The sequence below is a fragment of the Ottowia flava genome (assembly GCF_008017535.1).
Taxonomy (GTDB): Bacteria; Pseudomonadota; Gammaproteobacteria; order Burkholderiales; family Burkholderiaceae_C; genus Ottowia; species Ottowia flava.
Genome location: NZ_VRUA01000001.1, coordinates 331,045 through 351,110 on the forward strand (window position 1 = coordinate 331,045; position 20,066 = coordinate 351,110).

19 protein-coding genes are annotated in these 20,066 nt (G+C 67.4%); 12 read left to right on the plus strand and 7 right to left on the minus strand.

What is annotated here, in order from left to right; all coding sequences use genetic code 11:
- Positions 1-51 precede the first annotated feature (51 nt).
- The 6 genes from FVQ98_RS01500 (at position 52) to FVQ98_RS01525 (ending at position 5,611) form a co-directional block, all read left to right on the plus strand.
- Positions 52-468: a DUF934 domain-containing protein gene (locus tag FVQ98_RS01500; RefSeq protein ID WP_147911640.1), complete on the plus strand. Its 417-nt coding sequence runs from the start codon at positions 52-54 to the stop codon at positions 466-468.
- Positions 465-1,295, plus strand: coding sequence for a phosphoadenylyl-sulfate reductase (locus FVQ98_RS01505; RefSeq protein ID WP_147911641.1), 831 nt, complete (start codon positions 465-467; stop codon positions 1,293-1,295). Before FVQ98_RS01500 ends, FVQ98_RS01505 begins: the two co-directional genes overlap by 4 nt.
- Complete coding sequence (gene cysD, locus FVQ98_RS01510; protein ID WP_147911642.1) at positions 1,292-2,251, plus strand: sulfate adenylyltransferase subunit CysD; 960 nt, start codon at positions 1,292-1,294, stop codon at positions 2,249-2,251. The genes FVQ98_RS01505 and cysD overlap by 4 nt, the downstream gene beginning before the upstream one ends.
- A gap of 164 nt (positions 2,252-2,415) precedes the next feature.
- Entirely contained in the window at positions 2,416-3,819 is a 1,404-nt protein-coding gene (locus FVQ98_RS01515) for a sulfate adenylyltransferase subunit 1 (protein WP_147911643.1), read from the plus strand.
- A gap of 273 nt (positions 3,820-4,092) precedes the next feature.
- On the plus strand, positions 4,093-4,422 hold the full coding sequence (gene fdxA / locus FVQ98_RS01520) for a ferredoxin FdxA (RefSeq protein ID WP_147911644.1): 330 nt from the start codon (positions 4,093-4,095) through the stop codon (positions 4,420-4,422).
- Between the two features lie 112 nt (positions 4,423-4,534).
- On the plus strand, positions 4,535-5,611 hold the full coding sequence (locus FVQ98_RS01525) for an NAD(P)/FAD-dependent oxidoreductase (RefSeq protein WP_147911645.1): 1,077 nt from the start codon (positions 4,535-4,537) through the stop codon (positions 5,609-5,611).
- Between the two features lie 167 nt (positions 5,612-5,778).
- Here the strand turns inward: FVQ98_RS01525 and FVQ98_RS01530 are convergent, their stop codons facing one another.
- Both FVQ98_RS01530 and FVQ98_RS01535 read right to left on the minus strand, forming a co-directional pair.
- On the minus strand, positions 5,779-6,504 hold the full coding sequence (locus tag FVQ98_RS01530) for an RES family NAD+ phosphorylase (protein ID WP_147911646.1): 726 nt from the start codon (positions 6,502-6,504) through the stop codon (positions 5,779-5,781).
- Positions 6,501-6,878, minus strand: coding sequence for an antitoxin Xre-like helix-turn-helix domain-containing protein (locus tag FVQ98_RS01535; protein WP_147911647.1), 378 nt, complete (start codon positions 6,876-6,878; stop codon positions 6,501-6,503). Before FVQ98_RS01535 ends, FVQ98_RS01530 begins: the two co-directional genes overlap by 4 nt.
- Before the next feature lie 355 nt (positions 6,879-7,233).
- Here FVQ98_RS01535 and dinG point away from each other — a divergent pair, with 355 nt between their 5' ends.
- Together dinG and FVQ98_RS01545 are read left to right on the plus strand one after the other, a co-directional pair.
- Positions 7,234-9,462: an ATP-dependent DNA helicase DinG gene (gene dinG / locus FVQ98_RS01540; protein WP_147911648.1), complete on the plus strand. Its 2,229-nt coding sequence runs from the start codon at positions 7,234-7,236 to the stop codon at positions 9,460-9,462.
- A 57-nt stretch (positions 9,463-9,519) separates the two neighbouring features.
- Positions 9,520-10,188: a 3'-5' exonuclease gene (locus FVQ98_RS01545; protein WP_147911649.1), complete on the plus strand. Its 669-nt coding sequence runs from the start codon at positions 9,520-9,522 to the stop codon at positions 10,186-10,188.
- A 107-nt stretch (positions 10,189-10,295) separates the two neighbouring features.
- Here the strand turns inward: FVQ98_RS01545 and FVQ98_RS01550 are convergent, their stop codons facing one another.
- From FVQ98_RS01550 to FVQ98_RS01570, 5 genes are all read right to left on the minus strand, one after another.
- Positions 10,296-10,787, minus strand: coding sequence for a hypothetical protein (locus FVQ98_RS01550; protein WP_147911650.1), 492 nt, complete (start codon positions 10,785-10,787; stop codon positions 10,296-10,298).
- 1 nt (position 10,788) lies between these two features.
- Positions 10,789-11,088, minus strand: a complete 300-nt coding sequence (locus FVQ98_RS01555; protein WP_147911651.1) for a hypothetical protein — start codon at positions 11,086-11,088, stop codon at positions 10,789-10,791.
- Positions 11,089-11,246: 158 nt separating this feature from the next.
- Positions 11,247-11,372: an AraC family transcriptional regulator gene (locus FVQ98_RS01560; RefSeq protein ID WP_147911652.1), complete on the minus strand. Its 126-nt coding sequence runs from the start codon at positions 11,370-11,372 to the stop codon at positions 11,247-11,249.
- Between the two features lie 69 nt (positions 11,373-11,441).
- Entirely contained in the window at positions 11,442-11,933 is a 492-nt protein-coding gene (locus FVQ98_RS01565; protein ID WP_187265587.1) for a hypothetical protein, read from the minus strand.
- Positions 11,933-12,232, minus strand: coding sequence for a hypothetical protein (locus FVQ98_RS01570; protein ID WP_147911654.1), 300 nt, complete (start codon positions 12,230-12,232; stop codon positions 11,933-11,935). Before FVQ98_RS01570 ends, FVQ98_RS01565 begins: the two co-directional genes overlap by 1 nt.
- An 812-nt stretch (positions 12,233-13,044) precedes the next feature.
- On the opposite strand from FVQ98_RS01570, the gene FVQ98_RS01575 reads away from it, so the two are divergent.
- From FVQ98_RS01575 to fdnG, 4 genes are all read left to right on the plus strand, one after another.
- Positions 13,045-13,803: a 3-hydroxyacyl-CoA dehydrogenase gene (locus tag FVQ98_RS01575; protein ID WP_147911655.1), complete on the plus strand. Its 759-nt coding sequence runs from the start codon at positions 13,045-13,047 to the stop codon at positions 13,801-13,803.
- A gap of 224 nt (positions 13,804-14,027) precedes the next feature.
- Positions 14,028-14,480, plus strand: a complete 453-nt coding sequence (locus tag FVQ98_RS01580) for a TfoX/Sxy family protein (protein ID WP_147911656.1) — start codon at positions 14,028-14,030, stop codon at positions 14,478-14,480.
- 203 nt (positions 14,481-14,683) lie between these two features.
- Positions 14,684-16,546 carry a gamma-glutamyltransferase family protein gene (locus tag FVQ98_RS01585; RefSeq protein ID WP_147911657.1) on the plus strand — a complete coding sequence of 621 codons (1,863 nt, stop codon included), beginning with the start codon at positions 14,684-14,686 and terminating at the stop codon, positions 16,544-16,546.
- 440 nt (positions 16,547-16,986) lie between these two features.
- Positions 16,987-20,058, plus strand: a complete 3,072-nt coding sequence (gene fdnG / locus FVQ98_RS01590) for a formate dehydrogenase-N subunit alpha (RefSeq protein WP_147911658.1) — start codon at positions 16,987-16,989, stop codon at positions 20,056-20,058.
- Positions 20,059-20,066: the final 8 nt, after the last annotated feature.

The following is a 20,066-nucleotide window of genomic DNA, read 5'->3' on the forward strand; positions in this document are numbered from 1 at the left end:
GGCATGGCGCCTGCACGGCCCAAGCTGTCGCAAAACGCAACGACAAGTTCTATGAAAATAATAGCTGCCCGCGCAGATAGCACCAGTGCCAGCGACCTGAATGGCCTGAAAACCCTGCACATCGCCAACGACGCCGATCTGGCGGCGCTGGCTGCCGACGGCGCGCTGCAAGGCGTGGACCGAATCGAGCTGGAATTTCCCAAGTTCACCGACGGCCGCGCCTTCAGCCAGGCCGTGGCCCTGCGCCGCCGCCACGGCTTCACGGGCGATCTGCGTGCCACCGGCGACGTGCTGATCGACCAGCTGGTGCAGATGGCGCGCAGCGGCTTTTCCAGCGCCGTGCTGGCCGAAGGCGTGGACGCGGCGGCCGCCGAGCGCCAGTTCCAGCGCTACGCGGCCTTCTACCAGGGCGACGCGCTGCAGCCGCTGCCGCGCTTTGCCCGCGACACGGCCAGGGCTGCGGCATGAGCGCCCTGCCAGTGCCTGCCACGGACAGCGTCGGCGGCGTCAGCGCTTGGCCCGGCGTGTCGGCTGAGGCCGCAGGCGCAGCGGTCGAGCGGCATGCGCACGCCTCGCCCTCGTTCGAAGCCAAGCTGCACGAAACCGTGGTCACGCTGCTCAAGGCCGCGGCCACCGGACCGGTGCGCCAGGCCAGCAGCCTGGGCGCCGAGGACATGGTCATCACCGACCTGATCAACCGCCACCGCCTGCCGATCGGCATCTTCGTGCTGGACACCGGCGCGCTGCACGCCGAAACGCTGGCCCTGCTGGACCGCCTGCAGACGCAGCAGGCCGCGTTGATGCATGCGCCGCTGACGGTGTACCGCCCCGAGCCAGAGGCCGTGGTGCAGTTCGTCGCCCGCGAAGGTCGCGACGCGATGTACAAAAGCATTGAGCTGCGCAAGGCCTGCTGCAACATCCGCAAGATGGCGCCGCTGGCCCGCGCGCTGGCCGACCAGGCCGCCTGGGTGACCGGCCTGCGCCGCGAGCAATCCGGCGCCCGCGCCGATGTGCACTTGATCGACCGCTCCGAAGAACAGAGCAAGTCGCTGACCAAATACAACCCCCTGGCCGACTGGACCTGGGGCGACGTGTGGCACTACATCGCCGAGAACCAGGTCGACTACAACCCGCTGCACGACCAGTTCTACCCCAGCATCGGCTGCGCGCCCTGCACCCGGGCGGTCACGCTGGGCGAGGACTTCCGTTCCGGGCGGTGGTGGTGGGAGAGTGAAAGCGCCAAGGAGTGCGGCCTCCACGTCAAACAACCCCAGAACGAAGGGATCGCCGCATGAACGCGCGCACCGAGTCGAACGAACTGCTGCGCGCCGCTGATGCCGATGCCGCCGCCCACACGCTGAGCAATGCGCACCTGGACGCGCTGGAAGAAGAAACCATCTTCATCCTGCGCGAAGTGGCCGCGTTCGAGCGCCCCGCGCTGCTGTTCTCCGGCGGCAAGGATTCGCTGGTGATGCTGCGTTGCGCCGAAAAGGCTTTTGGCGTGGGGCGCATCCCCTACCCGCTGCTGATGGTCGACACCGGCCACAACTTCCCGGAAGTGACCGATTTCCGCGACCAGCGCGCGGCCGAATTGGGCGCCGAGCTGATCGTGCGCAGCGTCGAAGACAGCATGGCGCGCGGCACCGTGCGGCTGGCCCACCCGGGCGAATCGCGCAACGTGCACCAGTCGGTCACGCTGCTCGAAGCCATAGAGGAATTCCGCTTTGACGCGCTGATCGGCGGCGCCCGCCGCGACGAGGAAAAGGCGCGCGCCAAGGAGCGCATCTTTTCGCACCGCGACAGCTTCGGCCAGTGGCAGCCCAAGGCGCAGCGGCCCGAGCTGTGGACGCTGTTCAACACGCGACTGGCGCAGGGCGAGCACTTCCGCGTTTTCCCCATCAGCAACTGGACCGAGCTGGACGTGTGGCAGTACATCGCGCGCGAAAACATCGCGTTGCCCAGCCTCTACTACGCACACGAGCGCGAGGTGGTCGAGCGCCGCGGCCTGCTGGTGCCGGTGACGCCACTGACACCACCGAAAGACGGCGAAACGGTGGAAACGCGCACCGTGCGCTTTCGCACTGTGGGCGACATCACCTGCACCTGCCCGGTGGAGAGCCTCGCCGCCACGCCGGGCGAAATCGTCATCGAAACCCTGGCCGCCGACGTGAGCGAGCGCGGCGCCACGCGCATGGACGACAAGACGAGCGAAGCATCGATGGAAAAGCGCAAAAAAGACGGGTATTTCTGAGGCCCCCCTGAGGCGCCGCAGGCGCCTTCCCCGACGGGGGACGCACCCCAGGCTTGGCAAAGCCGGCGCCTGGGTGCACTGGGGGCGGTCGCGCTGCGCGCTCCGCCGGCTGGGTCTTGCACGCTCAAGCCTTGTGGAAGTTTTGAACCGAACAAAGTCACACCATGACGACTACCGAATTGATAGCTGGCCGCGCAGATGCCTCTAAGGCTGCAGCCACAAAAGATACTGAAACCGCGCTGCGTTTCATCACCTGCGGCAGCGTGGACGATGGCAAGAGCACGTTGATCGGTCGCCTGCTGGTCGACAGCAAGGCCGTGCTGCAGGACCACCTGGCGGGGGTGACGCGCGGGGGTGAGGCGGACCTGGCGCAGCTGACCGACGGACTGCAGGCCGAGCGCGAGCAAGGCATCACCATCGACGTGGCCTACCGCTACTTCAGCACCGAAGCGCGCAAATTCATCATCGGCGACGCGCCGGGGCATGAGCAGTACACGCGCAACATGGTTACGGCCGCGTCCCAGGCCGATGCTGCCGTGGTGCTGGTCGACGCGACCAAGCTGGACTGGGCCGACGCGGGCCTCAAGCTGCTGCCGCAAACGCGCCGGCACGGCCTGCTGCTGCAGCTGCTGCGCGTGCCGTCGGTGCTGTTCGCCATCAACAAGCTCGACGCGGTGAGCGACCCGACGCTGGCCTACCAGCACATCCGCGCCGCGCTCGAAGCATTTGCGAAGGGCGCCGGCTTGCCCACCACAGCGATCGTGCCGATCTCCGCACTGAAGGGCTGGAACGTGGTCGACACCGGGCACCAGAATCCCGGGTGGTGCGGCTACGTCGGCCCGACGCTGCTGGAGCTGCTGGAGCGCTTGCCGGTGACACCGCGCGAGACGGACCTGCCATTCGCGTTCCCTGTCCAATGGGTAGAGAAGCCCACCCAGGCTGCCAGCGGCAGCGCCTCCGCCTCCGTGGATACAAGCATCGGCCGCCGCGTCTTCTGGGGCCGCGTCGCCACTGGCCAGGTCGCGCCCGGCGCGCGCGTGCAACTGCTGCCGGGCGGCCAGCAAGCCGTGGTCGCGCAGGTGCTGGACCACGCACGGCACCCGGATGAGGTGGCCGCGGGCCACAGCGCCGGCATCGTGCTGGACCGCGAACTGGACGTGTCGCGCGGCGACTGGATCGTGGCTGCGCCGGCTGAAGCCCCCGCTGCTGCGGCCGACGATTTCGACGACACGCCCGCGCCCGTGGCCACCTGGCCGATCACGCGCACCGTGTCCGCCACCATCGCCTGGCTGGACGACGAGCCGCTGCGGCCCGGGCGCGTGTACTGGGCCTTGCACGGCCACCGCTGGGTCAAGGCCAAAGTGCAGCGCATCGCCGAGCGGCTGGACATCCACACCCTGGCGCGCCAGCCGGCCGACCAGTTGGAAGCCAACGCCATCGGCCATGTCGAGCTGGCGCTTCAGGAAGCGGTGCCCGCCACGCCGTTTGCCCGCAGCCGCACGCTGGGTGCGCTGATCCTGGTCGACACCGCCAGCCAGCGCACCGCCGGCGCCGTGCTGGTGCGCTGAGCCGGGCAACCCGTACGCTGGTCATTGCCCACAGCGGCTGCGCGTGGCGCCAGCGTCGCCCGACACCCCGCCTGTGCGCGCCGTGGTCGCGAAATGACCCCGCTCAAGGCAACCCTTTTCCCACTGGGACTTCCCCCCGCATGAGGTGGCCCAGCCGGTAAAATCCCCTATTGGCCACGGTCCTCCTGGCCGTTGCGGCTGGGCCCGACCCGCCGCGCCGCCAGGGCGGTGCCACCGTCCACGCATTTTTCGTTTGCTCTCAGCCCCAAGAACATGACCCACGTCGTCACCGAATCCTGTATCAACTGCAAGTACACCGACTGCGTGGATGTGTGTCCGGTCGACTGCTTCAAGGAAGGCCCGAACTTCCTGACCATCGACCCCGACGAATGCATCGACTGCGCGGTGTGCATCCCCGAATGTCCGGTCAACGCCATCTACGCTGAAGAAGACGTGCCCAAGGACCAGGTGCACATGACCGAGATCAACGCCCAGTTGGCGCGCGACCCGGCCTACCGCACCATCACCAAGCGCAAGGACGCGCTGCCGGACGCGGAAGAGTGGAAAGACCGCACCGACAAGCTGCCCTTCCTCAAGCGCTGAACGCTGGCGGCGGCGTGCCGCTACGATGGTGCTCTGACACGGGTTTGAATGAAATCAAGCCCCAGCCCGCGCCCAAATTGCGCAACCAGCTATCGAATGTGAAGCACGCCGGATGACCGACACCACCACGCCGCTGATCGAAACCGATGCCGCCATCATCGGCGCCGGGCCGGTGGGCCTGTTCCAGGTGTTCGAGCTGGGGCTGCTGGAGATCCGGGCCCACGTCATCGACGCGCTGCCGCAGATCGGTGGCCAGCCGTCCGAGCTGTACCCCGACAAGCCGATCTACGACATCCCCGCAATCCCGGTGTGCAGCGGTCAGGAACTGACCGACGCGCTGCACAAGCAGATCGCCCCCTTCGCGCCCACCTTTCACCTCGGCCACGAGGTCAGCACGCTGCAAAAGCAAGCCGATGGCCGCTTTCTGCTGGAATCGGCCCAGGGTCTGCGCCTGCTGGCAAAGGCCGTGTTCATCGCCGCGGGTGTCGGCGCCTTCCAGCCGCGGCGGCTGACGGTGCCTGGCATCGAGGCGTTCGAGAACCGCCAGCTGTTCTACCGCGTGCAGCGCCCCGCCGACTTTGCCGGCAAACACGTGGTCATCGCCGGTGGCGGCAATTCCGCGCTCGACTGGGCCATTCGCTTCGCCACGCAAGAAGCCGATCACCGGCCCGCCAGCGTGCTGCTGCTGCACCGGCGCGACGGCTTTCAGGCCACGCCCGCATCGGTGGCGCAGATGCGGGCGCTGTGCGAGGCGCAGCAGATGCAGTTCATGGTCGGCCAGGTCGTCGGCTTCGACGCCTCCGGCGACCGCCTGGCCGCCATCGAGGTCATGGGCCCCGATGGCGTGACGCGCCGCGTGCCGCTGGACGCGCTGCTCGCCTTCCTGGGCATGAGCCCCAAGCTCGGCCCCATCGCCGACTGGTCGCTGGACATCGAGCGCAAGCAGCTCGTCGTCAACACCGAGACCTACGGCACCAACGAGCCCGGCATCTTCGCCGTGGGCGACATCAACACCTACCCCGGCAAGAAGAAGCTGATCCTGTGCGGCTTTCACGAAGCCACGCTGGCGGCCTACGGCGCCCTGCCCTTCGTCTTCCCGGGCAAGGAAGTGCCGTTCCAGTACACGACCACCAGCACCAAGCTGCACAAGGCGCTAGGCGTGTCGGCGGATGGCGCCGCGGCGAAGTAAGCGCGTCGGTTGACCCCGGCGGCCGCTGCGTCGTTCGGCCGGGGAATGGCAAACCTGTTTCAAGACAAATCAGGCTTTAGCCCTACAACCATCAGCGCAGAAAGCTATCCAATGAATAGCACAAAGAATGTCCGCCAAGGCCCACCGCGGAGACGAAGCGCGGCGCTTCACCCATCCCACTCCCAGCGCCCCGGCCCACCGTCCTGCGCCATCAGCACGCGTTCGCGCGTGGCGGTGCAGGTCCATTTCTGACGCGTGCGGTCGATACCTCCGCGCGGTTGGCGCAGCGCGGCGGGGGTGAAGACGGCAAAGCAGGTGCAGCCGGGCTCACGCACCGACGCGTACTGGATCACTTCTATGCCCGCGGCTTGAACGGCAGCGGCCAGGCGCTGGGTTTCGGTGTAGTCGCTGCCGCTGGTCCAGGCGCTGGCGAAGGCGTCCCAAGGCGGCGCGGTCAGATCGATTGCGCTGCCCCGCACCACCGCCATGAAGAAGGTGTGGTGCGTCGTGATGCGGCGCTGCAGCAGGCCCACGCTGTCCAGGATGAAACGCATGCGCCAGTAGGCGACTTCGGCGCAGGCTGCCTTCAGCTCGCGCGCGCCGTACCAAATGCCCAGGCTGCCCGCCGCGCGGAAGCGGCTGCCCTGCCCCGGCGTGTAGCGAAACGGCGTGGAAAGAAGGAAATGCTGGCCGCGCGGTGCATCATCGGGCAGCGGCGGCTTACTGGCTTCCAGCAATTGTTCGAGCACGTCGTGCTCGGCGTGCGAATCGACCAGTTGCAGACTGGAGCTGGCGTACTGCGTCTCCACACCGCGCCAGACCTCGGGCTCGGACAGCGCGTGGACGGTGTCCTGCAGCCACTCGGCCGGCCAGGGCGCCGCGGCCGCCGTCATGCCGCCGCGCGCATGCCATCCAGGTACGACAGCGTGCGCGTCAGTCCGTCGGGCTTGAGGACCAACTGCGCGGGCACGCCGCCCAGCGCCTTGTTCAGCGAATGCATCCACTCCTTGCGCAACTGCGTGTCCGAGCCGACCAGCGGGTCGAGCGACCGGAACACCCGCACCAGCAAGAGCGCCAGCTCGCCCGGCTTGGAGCTGGGCGAAATCTCCGCAGCCCCGCTGCGGTAGCGGCTGACGGTGGAGTCGCTGACGCCGATGACCTTGGCCAGGTCGGACCCTGGCAGTGCCAGCAAATCGGCGGCGCGCAGCGTGGCCTGGGTCAGAACGCGGTCGGGGCTGGGGACCTGAACGGTTTGGGCGGCGGGCATGGTGGGCTCCTGATAGCTGGGGATGGCTCCTGCGGATCGGTAGGCGCTAGGGATACATGAGCACATGGTACAGGAATTGAGGGCACATTGCATCAGATGAAAGATATTGAATGAAATCTTGCCTATGCAAATTCTCAGCAACGCCCAATGGGATCTGCGTCGAACGTGGGCGGCTCATTGACGTTGGCCCAAAACCGCGCTCCTGGTGGCCAGCCCCGCAGCCCCGTCAGGCCGCCGAGTTGTCCTTTTGTCGACCGCGCAGCGCCCCGTCGGCTAACATAGACCGCTGGATACAAGTACAGTAGCACCCACCGCCCGGCCCATGGGGCGCGACGCGGCGCCTCCACCGATTTCCATGAACCCCAAAGTCTGGGCCGACGAGGCCCTGCAGTCCTTCGACGCCGTGGTGCAGGCCACCAGCGGCTTTCGCGTGCGCGAAGGCCAGCGCCGCATGGCCGAGGCGGTGGCGCAGGCCTTCAGCGAAGCAGAGTTGGGCAAGGTCGAAGGCGAAAGTGGCGGCGGTGCAGGCGACGCGCCACAACGCGCCATCGCCGTGCTGCAGGCCGGCACCGGCGTGGGCAAATCGCTGGCCTACAGCGTGCCCGCGATCCAGCTGGCGCTGGCGCGCGGCACGCGCGTGCTGATTTCCACCGCCACCGTCGCGCTGCAGGAACAGCTGGTCCACAAGGACCTGCCGGCGCTGGCCGCGCAGCTGGACCAACCCTTCAAATTCGCCCTGGCCAAGGGCCGCGGGCGCTACGTTTGCAAGCTGAAGCTGGAGCGCCTGGCCAGCGGCGGCCAACACGAGGACGACGACGCGCCCGACGACGACCTGTTTGCCGATCAGGCCGCCGAGCAACGCGCCCCGCGTCCGCGTGCCGAGACCGAGGCGCGCGTCCAGCTCTATACCCGCATGGCCGACGTGCTGACGACTGGCGGCTGGGACGGCGACCGCGACTCGCTGGAAACACCGCCCGAGTCGGAAGTCTGGCAGCCTGTGGCGGCCGAAGCCAGCTCGTGCACCGGCAAGCACTGCCCGGTGTTCAGCCAGTGCACGTATTACGACAAGCGCAAGGAGCTGGTCGGCGCGCACGTCATCGTCGCCAACCACGATTTGCTGCTGACCTCGCTGGGCGCGCGGCTGCTGCCCGAGCTGGACAACTGCCTGCTGGTCGTCGACGAGGCGCACCACCTGCCCGCCACCGCGCTCGACCGCTTCGCCTGCGAGGCCGACTTGTCGCGCCTGAACTGGATCGGCAAGCTGGCGAGCCGCGCGCTGCGCATCGGCCAGCTGATGGAGATCGACGAGCTGGGCGACATCGCCCCGCACGCCACCCAGCTGCGCACCGCCTTGCAAGACGCCGCGCGCCTGACCATGGACGTGTACGGCGACACCCTGCGCGCGCCGCGCCAGGCGTACGGCGCCAGCACGCTGGCGCGCTTTGCGCCGGCCGCGACCAGCAGCCGCGCGCGCGTCCCTGGAGGCGCCTTGCCCGCCGCGCTGACCGAGCCCTTTGCGCAGGCCGCGCACCATGCCGGCGGTCTGCTGACCGTGCTGCGCAGCATCGCCAAAGCCCTGCGCAGCGCCATGCGCGAGCGGCCCGAAGAAGCCAAGCGCCTGTCCACGCTCTACGCCCAGTTGGGCACGCTGGCACCGCGGCTGGAAGCCGTGCACGCCACAGCGCAGCTGCTGCTGCAGGACGCGGTGGAAGGCACGCCGCCCGCGGCCAAGTGGTTCACCCTGGCGATGGACGGCGACTTCATCGTCGTCAAGGCGCACGCCAGCCCCATCCAGCCCGGCAACACGCTGCGCCACCACCTGTGGTCGGCCGTGCGCGGCGCGGTGCTGACCTCGGCCACGCTGACCAGCTGCGGCCAGTTCGATTTCTTCCTGCGCGAAGCGGGCCTGTCGGGCGACGACGCCGTGCGCACCCTGGCCGTGCCCAGCCCGTTCGACTACGCGCGCCAGGGCATCTTCATCGCCACCGAGACCGCGGCCGAGCCGCGCGACGTGCTCGCCTTCACCGCCGACATGGTCAGCGCGCTGCTGGCCGACCTGGCGCGCGTCGAGGCCGGTGCGCTGGTGCTGTTCACCTCACGCGAGCAGATGCGCCAGGCCACCGAGCGCCTGACACCCGCGCTGCGCGCCCACGTGCTGGTGCAAAACAGCCTGCCGCGCCAGATGCTGTTGCGCCAGCACCGCGAACGCGTGGCGGCCAGCCTGCCGTCCATCATCTTCGGCATGCAGTCGTTTGGCGAAGGGTTGGACTTGCCCGGCCCGCTGTGCGAATCGCTGTTCATCACCAAGCTACCCTTCGCCCCGCCCGACGACCCGGTGGGCGAAGCGCGCGCCGAATGGCTGCGCGCCGCCGGGCGCGACCCTTTCAGCGAACTGGTCGTGCCCGCCACCGCCATCCGCCTGGCGCAGTGGGTCGGCCGCGCCATCCGCACCGAAGAAGACCGCGCCCACGTCTACTGCTACGACAAGCGCCTGGTGCGCACCAGCTACGGCACGCGCCTGCTGCAAGGCCTGCCGCCGTTCACGCTGGAGCGGCGCAGCGCCACCACAATCGCTACAGTTTAAGTAGCTGGCCGCGCAGATTGCGCTAGGCCAGAGGCCTGCTTCATTCAAAATTTACAGATGCCCGCACCGATCGCCGTCATCGACTTTGAAACCACCGGCATGGGCCCGCTGCAAGGCGCGCGCGCCACCGAAGTGGCCATCGTCCTGCTGGAAGGCGAGCGCATCGTCGGGCGCTACCAAAGCCTGATGCGCACCGGCGCCTGGATCCCGCCCTTCATCACCCAGCTGACCGGCATCACCAACGCCATGGTCGCGGCCGCGCCCCCGGCCGAAGAGGTCATGCACGAAGCCGCCCGCTTCGTCGGCGACGCGCCCATGGTCGCGCACAACGCGTCGTTTGACCGCAAGTTCTGGCAGACCGAACTGGCCCTGGCCGGCCTGGACGCACCCCAGCCCTTTGCCTGCACCGTGCTGCTGTCGCGCCGCGTCTACCCCGACGCGCCCAGCCACAGCCTGGGCCGCCTCGTCGACCACCTCGGCCTGCCCCGCACCGGCCGCGCCCACCGCGCCCTGGCCGACGCCGAAATGGCCGCCGAGCTGCTGGCGCGCCTGCAGCGCGATCTGGGCACCCGCTACGCCATGGATTGGCCCGACCACGCGCTGCTGATGGAGCTGCAACGCTGGGCCCGGCCGTCGATGGACCGGTTGATGGGGAAGTATTTGGCGAAGGCGGGGCGCTTTGCTGCGCTGGCCGCCCAGCCTTTGGACGATCCGATCTCGCCGTAGATCGCTATCGATTTCGCAGCTGCCTGCCCAGATGGCTGTAGGTTCAGCTCCTTTTTTTCTTATCTTTTGGGCTGCACGCCGATGCGGGCGACCTGCCCTGCACGGCATCAGCGCGGTTCGCGTTCGCCGCTTTCCGCCAGGTCTGCGGTGGCGCTGTGCACCCGCGTACAGTCCGCCCCCGTCAGCCGGCAGCCGCCGTCGGCGCTCAGCCACGGATGGGCATGCCCCTGGCAGCCGGTCTGACACAGCACATCGGTCGCGGTGTACGGCGCGCCGACTTCAACCGCGCCCGGCTCGGCTGGCATGGCGGCGCGGTACTTCGGTGCGCTGATGGCGGCTGCCGGGTTGGCATCGAGAGGCCGCACTGTCGGCGGGCCGCCCAGGCCCCAACTCCAACGCGTGCAGGCCAGCACCCACCGGGCGCGTTCGCGCACCAGGGCCGATTGCAAAGCGGCGCAGCGGCGTTCGGCGGCCTCGGCACGGGCGCGGGCCTCAGCCTCGGCACAGGCCAGAGCCTGCATCTGGGCGCTGACACGCGTCTGCAGGCCGCCCAGCTGGCGCAGCAGGCACAGGTGCTCGTGGGCGTCGGTGGCGCGCATGTCAGTGCACCTGTACCGGGCCGGTGGGCCAGGCCGAGACGGCGGGCGCGGCGGCCGGGTCGTCGCCCCACTGACCGGACAGGCGGCACAAGACCGTGCGCAAAGCTTCGGACACATGCGGCTGAGCCGCCAGTTCGGCCAGGTTCGCGCGCACCTTCGTGGCCATCAGTTCACGGTGGCTGGCGCACAGCGGGGTGTGCGCCAGACCGGTCATCAGCGCCAGCGTGCCGGCCAGAAGCGCTTCGGTGCGGGGCAACAGGTATTCCTCGGTGTGGGCATCAGGGGCGTGCTTAGTTGACATGGTCGTCTCCGCTGTTCCGCGGCTTAGGCGCCATCGCCCAGCCACTGATGCTTGTCAGTATATGCGAATGATTCGCATTTGACATTCAAATCGGTCGCTGAGTTGTTTCTGATTACAGAGCAAACCTACGCGCAGTAGGCCAGGCGCCCTGCACGCCATCAGACGTTGCGCAAGTGCGGACAGACGGCGCTTTCGGCACGCGCTTCTCGCGGCGTCATGCCGAATCGCCGACGGAGGCTGCGGTTGAAGTGCGACAGATCGCCAAAGCCCGACGTCAGCGCCACTTCGTAAGCAGCTGCCGAGCCAGATCCAGCCGGGCTTTCTGCGCCAGCTGGCTAAAGCTCTGACCCGCTTCAGCCAGCAGCATCTGCAGATAGCGTGTCGACACGCCCTGACGGCGCGCCACCTCCGACACCGAGAACCCCGACTAGGCGAGATGCGCCGCAACGTCCTGGCGCACCGCCTGCGCCCCAGGCCTGCGCTACCTCACGCGCGTCCCCTGCGGCACCCAGGACCAGGGCCAGGGCCAGGGCCAGGGCCAGGGCCAGGGCCGCTAGATTGTGCATGTGCTGCACGACCGCCTGGCGCGCAGCGGTGGCCAGCGGCAAGGCCGTGTCGCACAACAGCCGGCCGTACTGCTCGATCAGTTGCAACACCGGGTGACCGCGCAGAGGTTGCATCAAACGCGCGTCTACGTCCGGCACCACACGCGACAGCGTGTGGCGGTCCAGCACCACCGAAAAACGCTGGGCTGGACCGAACGCCACCATCGAACGCATTTGCCCCGAGCGCATGAACACCGAAGCGCCCGCATCCATGCGCCATTCCTGACCCTCGGATTGCATCAGGCTGGTGCCGCTGGGGTCATTGCCAGAACGATCTGCTCGTGCATGTCGTCCCGCGTGACATGCATGCACCGCGTCGGCGAAGTCTCGCCCAGGCACAACACCATCTGGTCGATCACAGTCACGCTGCCGGCGACCTGGATCGGCCCGTCACGCAAAGGCTCGATCGGAATCCCGTTCAGGAATTGCGCAAAGTCGTCCTGAAATGAACGCAACTGCTCGCTCGTGCGAATGAGGGGACTGCGCAACCACGCGGTTGTGCTGGCGAAGTCAGCCTTAACTCCTAGGTTTTCCTGCATGGTGGCGCCACTCCCGGCTCTCTTTTAAAAAAGTTCACATCGGCGAAAAACGCCTCCTAATCCAGTCCATTTCTCTTGTGTCCAAGTTCAGTTCGCTTGAGTCCAACACATTCAGGCAGTGCGATATCTCTCGTTCATGCGATCCCCCAATTCGCAGAAGAAAGGTCGGCCGCACCCAAACCAAATGCACACCAATACCCGCCGGGCTTGTTGGCGGTGGCCTTGGGGGGTGGGCAGCGTGCAGCGCAACTGCTATAACTTTCGCAGCTGGCTGCGCAGGTGGTTGTATGGCCATCCACCCCTTTTCACCAAAAAAAGCAAACCAGCAAACCACCGCGCCCGTATCCAAAAAGAGCCCGCCATGAATACCTCCACGGCCCGCCTTCCCCCCGCAGTGCCACACCCACGGCGGCGCCCCGTTGGCGCGCCTGGCCTGCGCGGGTTGACCTGGACGTTCATGGTGCTGACCACGGCGCGCTTGCTGGCTTACATGCCTACGGTGCTGGCGATCCTGCGAACGCGCGAATCGCGCCAGCATTCGCTGTGGACCTGGCTGATCTGGGTGGGCGCCAACCGACCATGCCCTTGTGGATGTACGAAACAATGGCGACCAGATGGACAAGGCGAGCGGCGTGAGCCTGGCCAACGCCGTCCCGTGCGGCGCGACGGCCGCGGTGATCGTTTGGTTCCGCTTCTGACCGGCCGTCCGCCCAAGCAGCCGCCGTGGCACCCACGCAAGGGGCGCAAAGGGCTCGTCCATAATCGCTTGAGCCACTCAACCCCCTACAAATCAAGCGATCAGGAGACCGCAAATGCAGATCAAGGACAAAGTTTTCATCATCACCGGCGGCGCATCGGGCCTGGGCGAAGGCACGGCGCGCATGCTGGCCAAGGAAGGCGCCAAGGTCGTCATCGCCGACATGCAGGCGGAAAAAGGCGAGGCCGTGGCCAAAGAGATTGGTGGCGCCTTCGTGAAGTGCGACGTCAGCAGTGAAGCGGACGGCCAGGCCGTGGTGGCCAAGGCAGTGTCGATGGGCAAGCTGATGGGCCTGGTCAACTGCGCGGGCATTGCCCCGGCCGAGAAGACGGTGGGCAAAAGCGGCGCGCACAAGCTGGACGTGTTCACCAAGACCATCATGGTCAACCTGGTGGGCAGCTTCAACATGATCCGCCTGGCGTCCGACGCCATGACCAAGAACGAGCCCGAAAGCACGGGCGAGCGCGGCGTGCTGATCAGCACTGCCAGCGTGGCGGCCTATGACGGCCAGATTGGCCAGGCCGCGTATTCCGCCAGCAAGGGTGGCGTGGTCGGCATGACGCTGCCGATCGCGCGCGATCTGGCGCGCAACGGCATCCGCAACATGACGATCGCCCCCGGCATCTTCGGCACGCCGATGCTGTTCACCATGCCGCAGGAAGTGCAGGACGCGCTGGCCGCCGGTGTGCCCTTCCCCAGCCGCCTGGGCACGCCCGAGGACTACGCCAAGCTGGTCAAGCAGATCATCGAGAACGACATGCTGAACGGCGAGGTGATCCGGCTGGACGGCGCGATTCGCCTGGCACCGAAATAAGCTCTCCCCCAGGCTCCACAGCCTTCGGCTGGTTGCGCCACCCCCCTTCCGGGGGCACCGCTGGTGCCGGCGCGGGTCCAGCGACGGCCGTCTGGGGTTCGCCGTGCAGACCGCAGGGCAACGTGCACACAGCTTGCCGGGGCCTCCCTGGCGCTTCGGCAACTCGCATCCAGAGGGCGCCGCTGCGCTAAGCTGACGCTGTCCTCACTCCGTCAACCGTCGCCATGTCGACCCGCCCTGAAACCATGGACTTTCTGCTGGACCAGCTGGGCGATCTGCCCGGTTTGCGCACGCGGCGGATGTTTGGCGAGTACTGCGTGTACGTGGGCGACAAGCCGGTCGGTTTTGTGTGCGACGACCAGCTGTACGTCAAGCCGACGCCGGCGGGCGAGGCGCTGCTGGACGAGCCGGTGTGGGGCAAGTTCTACGAGCAGGCCAAGCCACACCTGCTGCTGACGCCCGACCGCTGGGACGAGCGCGACCTGCTGCGCGCGCTGCTGCTGGCCACGGCCGACGCCCTGCCCGCGCCGCGACCCAAGAAACCGCGCCAGCCGCGCGCCGCGGGCAGCGCGGCCACCGCGCCGGGTAAGACCCGGGCCGCAGTGACCAAGGCGGCCAGCGTGCCAGCCAAGGCCCCTGCAGCGGCCAGGAAGAGGCGGGCGCGCAAGCCGTCTTGAGAGGAACGCGCTGGCAGCGCACCACGCGCCGCCGCGTGGACGGTCCCCCCAACCACACAGCAGCGTGCAGCCAGCACGTCGCTATGTTTTTTCTAGCTGCCCGCGCAGGTGGTTGTAGGACCAGAGCCCCATTTGGCTTGAAATTCACGCCACACCGATCTGTGCGCGCTAACATGGCCGCCACCCATACCGAAGGAGGAGCCATGCCCCATATTCGCCCAACCCACCGCTCCCGTTTGTTCGCCCTTGGCAGCGTGGCCGCGGCCGCGCTCATTGCCGGTTGCGCCAGTGGCAGCGGCGGCGGAGGCCGCTTCGACTACACGGTGCCCAGCCTGCCGGCACAGCCCGAAGCCGCCTCCGGCTGGACCGACAAGCCCGGTTGGGCGGACGAAAAATTCGCCGTCGCCGCCGCCAACCCGCTGGCGACCGACGCGGGCTACCAGGTGCTGAAGGCCGGGGGCAGCGCCATCGACGCGGCCATCGCCGTGCAGATGGTGCTGGGCCTGGTCGAGCCGCAGTCCAGCGGCATCGCCGGCGGCGCCTTCCTGATGTACACCAACGGCCGCGACGTCGAGGCGTGGGACGGCCGCGAAACCGCCCCCGCCGCGGCCGACGACAAGCTGTTCCTGCAGCCCGACGGCAAGCCAATGGCGTTTCACGACGCGGTGGTTGGGGGCCGCTCCACCGGCGTGCCGGGCGCCGTGCGCATGCTGGAAGCGGCGCACAAGGCGCACGGCCGTCTGGCCTGGGCCGACCTGTTCAAGCCCGCGATCGACCTGGCCGAGCGCGGCTTTCAGGTCAGCCCGCGCCTGAACACGCTGCTGCAGTCCGAAAAATTCCTGAAGAACGACCCAGTCGCCGCGCAGTACTTCTACAACCCCGCCGGCCAGCCCTGGCCGGTCGGCCATGTGCTGAAGAACCCCGAATACGCCGCCGTGCTGCGCGGCATCGCGGCGCAGGGCTCCAAGGCGCTGCTGGAAGGCCCGGTGGCGCAGGCCATCGTCGCCAAGGTCACTGGGCACCCCACCAACCCCGGCAAACTGAGCATGGCCGACCTGGCCGGTTACCAGGCCAAGAAGCGCACGCCGCTGTGCCACGACCTGCGCTCGGCCGCCAACCAGCAGACCTACGAGGTGTGCGGCTTCCCGCCGCCGTCGTCGGGCGCCATCGCCATCGGCCAGATCCTGGGCATCCTGGGCCAGACGCCCGCCGCGCAAGCCAAGCCCGATGCCGCCGGCCTGCCCACCGCCGACTGGCTGTACTTCTACAACGAGGCGGCGCGCCTGGCCTTTGCCGACCGCGGCCAGTACGTGGCCGACCCCGACTTCGTGCAGCCGCCCGGCGGCAGCTGGATGAGCCTGCTGGCGCCCGGCTACCTGGCCGAACGCGCCAAGCTGATCGGCGCGCAAAGCATGAAGCTCGCACAACCCGGCCAGCCCGGCGCGGTGAAGACCGGCTACGCGCCCATGCCCGACCAGCCCGAGTACGGCACCAGCCACATCAGCATCGTCGACGTGCACGGCAAAGCGCTGGCGATGACGACGACGATCGAAGACCAGTTCGGCTCGCGCCAGATGGTCAAGGGCTTTTTGCTCAACAACGAGTTGACCGACTTCAGCTTTGCGCCAGCCGACGCCAAGGGCCAACCCATCGCCAACCGCGTGCAACCCGGCAAGCGCCCGCGCTCGTCCATGGCGCCCACGCTGGTGTTTGAAAAGACGCCCGACGGCCGACGCGGCCCACTGGTCATGAGCGCTGGCAGCCCGGGCGGTGCGCTGATCATCCACTACACCGCCAAGACGCTGAACGGCGTGCTGAACTGGGGCCTGACGCCGCAGCAGGCCATCAACCTGCCCAATTTCGGCAACACCAACGGCCCAACCATGCTGGAAGAGAAGAAATTCCCGCCGGCCACCGTCGAAGCCCTGCGCACGCGCGGCGCCGAGGTGAAAGAGATGAACATGACCAGCGGCCTGCAGGCGCTGACACGCACCGAAATCCACGGCAAGAAGCTGTGGCTGGGCGGCGCCGATCCGCGGCGTGAAGGCGTGGTGATGGGCGAGTGACGCCAGGCCGCAGACGCGCCGGGCCGGTGTGGCGGCGGTCGGCGACGGCGCAATCGGCGTGCGATCAAGCGGGGCGACTTAGCCCTTTGCTTCAAGACAAATCGCGCTTCAGCCCTAGATGAATCTGCGCGGGCAGCTATCAAAACAGGTGCGACGCGCTTGAGGCGCAACGGCTGACAGGGGCTGCGGTCAGCGCCGACAAGAATGACGCGGTGCCAGCACGCGGGCCCGCGTACCGAGGCGACAGCGTCCGTTGCATGGCGCGCCCCTTGCGCGCTGCTCGCACGTCGCGATGCCGACTCTCGCGGAGCTATGCATCTGGCTTCATAAGGGTTTTTGCATCGGCTGGCGCTGTGCTATCGCCGTAGACTCATTTCATCCGTGCGCGTACCCAGGGGGAGTTCCTGCGTTCGCGTTGCGCATCACAAGGAGTCACCACGATGGACATGAACCGACGGCAGTTCTTCCGCGTCAGCGGAGCGGGACTGGCGGCGTCCAGCCTGGTCGCGCTGGGCTTTTCGCCCACCGCGGCGCTGGCCGAAACGCGCCAGTACAAGCTCGCAGCCGCCACCGAAACACGCAACAACTGCACCTATTGCTCGGTGGGCTGCGGCCTGCTGATGTACAGCCTGGGCGACGGATCGAAGAACGCGCTGGGCGATGTGATCCACGTGGAAGGCGACCCGGACCACCCGGTCAGCCGCGGCAGTCTGTGCCCCAAGGGCGCCGGCCTGCTCGACTTCGTGCACAGCCCGGGACGCCTGAAGTACCCCGAAGTGCGCGAACCCGGCACCAAGGAATGGAAGCGCATCGGCTGGGATGAGGCGCTGAACCGCATCACCGGCCTGATGAAGGCCGACCGCGACGCCAACTTTCAGACCACCAACGCCGCCGGCCAAACCGTCAACCGCTGGTTGACCACCGGTATGCTGGCGGCTTCGGCATCGTCGAATGAAGCGGGCTACATCACCCACAAGGTGATGCGCAGCATGGGGATACTGGTATTCGATAACCAGGCACGTGTTTGACACGGCCCGACGGTAGCCGGTCTGGCTCCGACGTTTGGCCGAGGCGCGATGACCAACCACTGGGAGGACATCAAGAACGCCGACTTGGTTCTCGTGATGGGGGGTAACGCTGCCGAAGCGCACCCCGTGGGTTTTAAGTGGGCGATCGAAGCGCGCAACGTCAACAAGGCGAAGCTGGTCGTGGTCGACCCGCGCTTCACGCGCTCGGCCGCCATGAGCGACTTCTACGCGCCGGTGCGCGCGGGGTCAGACATCGCCTTCCTGGGCGGGGTCATCAACTACCTGCTGACGCAAAACAAGATCCAGACGGAGTACGTGCGCCACTACACCAACGCCCCCTTCATCGTGGGCGAGGCGTACCAGTTCAACGACGGCATCTTCAGCGGCTACGACGAAGCCAAGCGCAGCTACGACCCGGCCAGCTGGGCGTACAAAAATGGCGACGACGGCTTTGCCAAGGTCGACATGACGCTGGAACACCCGCGTTGCGTCTTCCAGATCCTCAAGAAGCACTACGCCAGCTACACGCCGGCCATGGTCAGCAAGGTCTGCGGCACCAAGGAAGCCGACTTCCTGAAGGTGTGCGAGTACATCGCCAGCACCGCCACGCCCGACCGCACCATGACCATCATGTACGCGCTGGGGTGGACGCAGCACAGCACCGGCTCTGAGATGCTGCGCTGCGGCGCGCTGATGCAGCTGCTGCTCGGCAACATCGGCGTGCCGGGCGGCGGCATGAACGCGCTGCGCGGGCACAGCAACATCCAGGGCCTGACCGACCTGGGGCTGCTGTCCAACACGCTGCCCGGCTACATGACGCTGGCGCGCGACGCCGAACAGGAACTGAAGCCGTACCTGGAATCCAGGGCGACCAAGCCGCTGCGGCCCAACCAGACCAGCTACTGGCAGAACTACCCCAAGTTCTTCGTCAGCCAGCAAAAGGCCTGGTGGGGCGATGCCGCGACGGCCGACAACAACTGGGCCTTCCACTACCTGCCCAAGTGGGACATGCTCTACGACATCCTGCGCGCGTTCGAGATGATGAACCAGGGCAAGATGAACGGCTACATCTGCCAGGGCTTCAACCCGGTGGCCTCCTTCCCCAACAAGAAGAAGATCATCGCCGGCCTGTCCAAGCTGAAGTTCCTGGTCACCATCGACCCGCTGAACACCGAAACGGCCGAGTTCTGGAAGAACCACGGCGAGTACAACGACGTCAAGTCCGAAGACATCCAGACCACGGTGTTCCGCCTGCCCTCGACCTGCTTTGCCGAGGACGAAGGCTCGATCACCAACTCTGGCCGATGGCTGCAGTGGCACTGGAAGGCGGCGCCGCCGCCGGGCGAAGCCAAGACCGACATCGACATCGTGGCGGAGCTGTTCGTGCGCATGCGCGCGCTGTACCGCAAGGATGCCGGCGCCTTCCCCGACCCGATCGTCAAGCTCAGCTGGCCCTACAAGGTGCCGCACATGCCGGGCCCCGACGAGCTGGCCAAGGAATACAACGGCAAGGCCCTGACCGACCTGACCGACCCGGCCGACGCCACCAAGGTGCTGGTCAAGGCGGGCGACCAACTGAGCGGGTTCGCCCAGTTGCGCGACGACGGGAGCACCGCCAGCGGCTGCTGGATCTACTGCGGCGCGTGGACGCAGGCGGGCAACCAGATGGCCCGGCGCGACAACAGCGACCCGTGGCACATCGGCCAGACGCTGAACTGGGCCTGGTCGTGGCCGGCCAATCGCCGGATCCTGTACAACGGCGCGTCCGTCAACCCGCAGACCGGCAAGCCCTGGCGCGCCGACAAGCCGCTGGTGGTCTGGAACGGCAAGACCTGGGGTGGCTCCGACGTGCCCGACATCGGCCTGACGGCCGGCCCGACAGTGCCCGATGCGGTGCGCCCGTTCATCATGACGGGCGAAGGCGTGGCGCGGTTGTTTGCGCCCACCGGCATGGCCGAAGGCCCGCTGCCAACGCACTACGAGCCGTTTGAAACGCCGCTGGAAACCAATCCGCTCTACAAGGACCCGCGCGCCAAGTCCAACCCGGCCGCGCGCGTCTTCAAGGGCGACATGGAAGCCTTTGGCAAGCCGAAGGAGTTCCCGTACGCGGCCACCAGCTACCGCCTGACGGAGCACTTCCACTACTGGACCAAGCACGCCACGCTGAACGCCATCATCCAGCCCCAGCAGTTCGTTGAAATCAGCGAAGTGCTGGCCAAGGAAAAAGGCATCGCGCACGGCAGCATGGTCAAGGTGTCGTCCAACCGCGGCTTCATCAAGGCGGTGGCGGTCGTCACCAAGCGCATTCCGGTGCTGGACTGCGGCGGCCAGACGGTGCACACGGTCGGCCTGCCCAACCACTGGGGCTTTGTCGGCCAGACCAAGCAGGGTTATCTGGTGAACACGCTGACCCCCTTCGTGGGCGACGCGAACACGCAGACGCCCGAGTACAAGTCGTTCACCGTGAACATTGAGAAGGCTTGAGGAGTCCG

Coding starts and splice junctions, on each gene's coding strand:
- FVQ98_RS01500 (WP_147911640.1), top strand. CDS start 52: ATGAAAATAATAGCTGCCCGCGCAGATAGCACCAGTGCCAGCGACCTG.
- FVQ98_RS01505 (WP_147911641.1), top strand. CDS start 465: ATGAGCGCCCTGCCAGTGCCTGCCACGGACAGCGTCGGCGGCGTCAGC.
- cysD (WP_147911642.1), top strand. CDS start 1,292: ATGAACGCGCGCACCGAGTCGAACGAACTGCTGCGCGCCGCTGATGCC.
- FVQ98_RS01515 (WP_147911643.1), top strand. CDS start 2,416: ATGACGACTACCGAATTGATAGCTGGCCGCGCAGATGCCTCTAAGGCT.
- fdxA (WP_147911644.1), top strand. CDS start 4,093: ATGACCCACGTCGTCACCGAATCCTGTATCAACTGCAAGTACACCGAC.
- FVQ98_RS01525 (WP_147911645.1), top strand. CDS start 4,535: ATGACCGACACCACCACGCCGCTGATCGAAACCGATGCCGCCATCATC.
- FVQ98_RS01530 (WP_147911646.1), bottom strand. CDS start 6,504: ATGACGGCGGCCGCGGCGCCCTGGCCGGCCGAGTGGCTGCAGGACACC.
- FVQ98_RS01535 (WP_147911647.1), bottom strand. CDS start 6,878: ATGCCCGCCGCCCAAACCGTTCAGGTCCCCAGCCCCGACCGCGTTCTG.
- dinG (WP_147911648.1), top strand. CDS start 7,234: ATGAACCCCAAAGTCTGGGCCGACGAGGCCCTGCAGTCCTTCGACGCC.
- FVQ98_RS01545 (WP_147911649.1), top strand. CDS start 9,520: ATGCCCGCACCGATCGCCGTCATCGACTTTGAAACCACCGGCATGGGC.
- FVQ98_RS01550 (WP_147911650.1), bottom strand. CDS start 10,787: ATGCGCGCCACCGACGCCCACGAGCACCTGTGCCTGCTGCGCCAGCTG.
- FVQ98_RS01555 (WP_147911651.1), bottom strand. CDS start 11,088: ATGTCAACTAAGCACGCCCCTGATGCCCACACCGAGGAATACCTGTTG.
- FVQ98_RS01565 (WP_187265587.1), bottom strand. CDS start 11,933: ATGCAATCCGAGGGTCAGGAATGGCGCATGGATGCGGGCGCTTCGGTG.
- FVQ98_RS01570 (WP_147911654.1), bottom strand. CDS start 12,232: ATGCAGGAAAACCTAGGAGTTAAGGCTGACTTCGCCAGCACAACCGCG.
- FVQ98_RS01575 (WP_147911655.1), top strand. CDS start 13,045: ATGCAGATCAAGGACAAAGTTTTCATCATCACCGGCGGCGCATCGGGC.
- FVQ98_RS01580 (WP_147911656.1), top strand. CDS start 14,028: ATGTCGACCCGCCCTGAAACCATGGACTTTCTGCTGGACCAGCTGGGC.
- FVQ98_RS01585 (WP_147911657.1), top strand. CDS start 14,684: ATGCCCCATATTCGCCCAACCCACCGCTCCCGTTTGTTCGCCCTTGGC.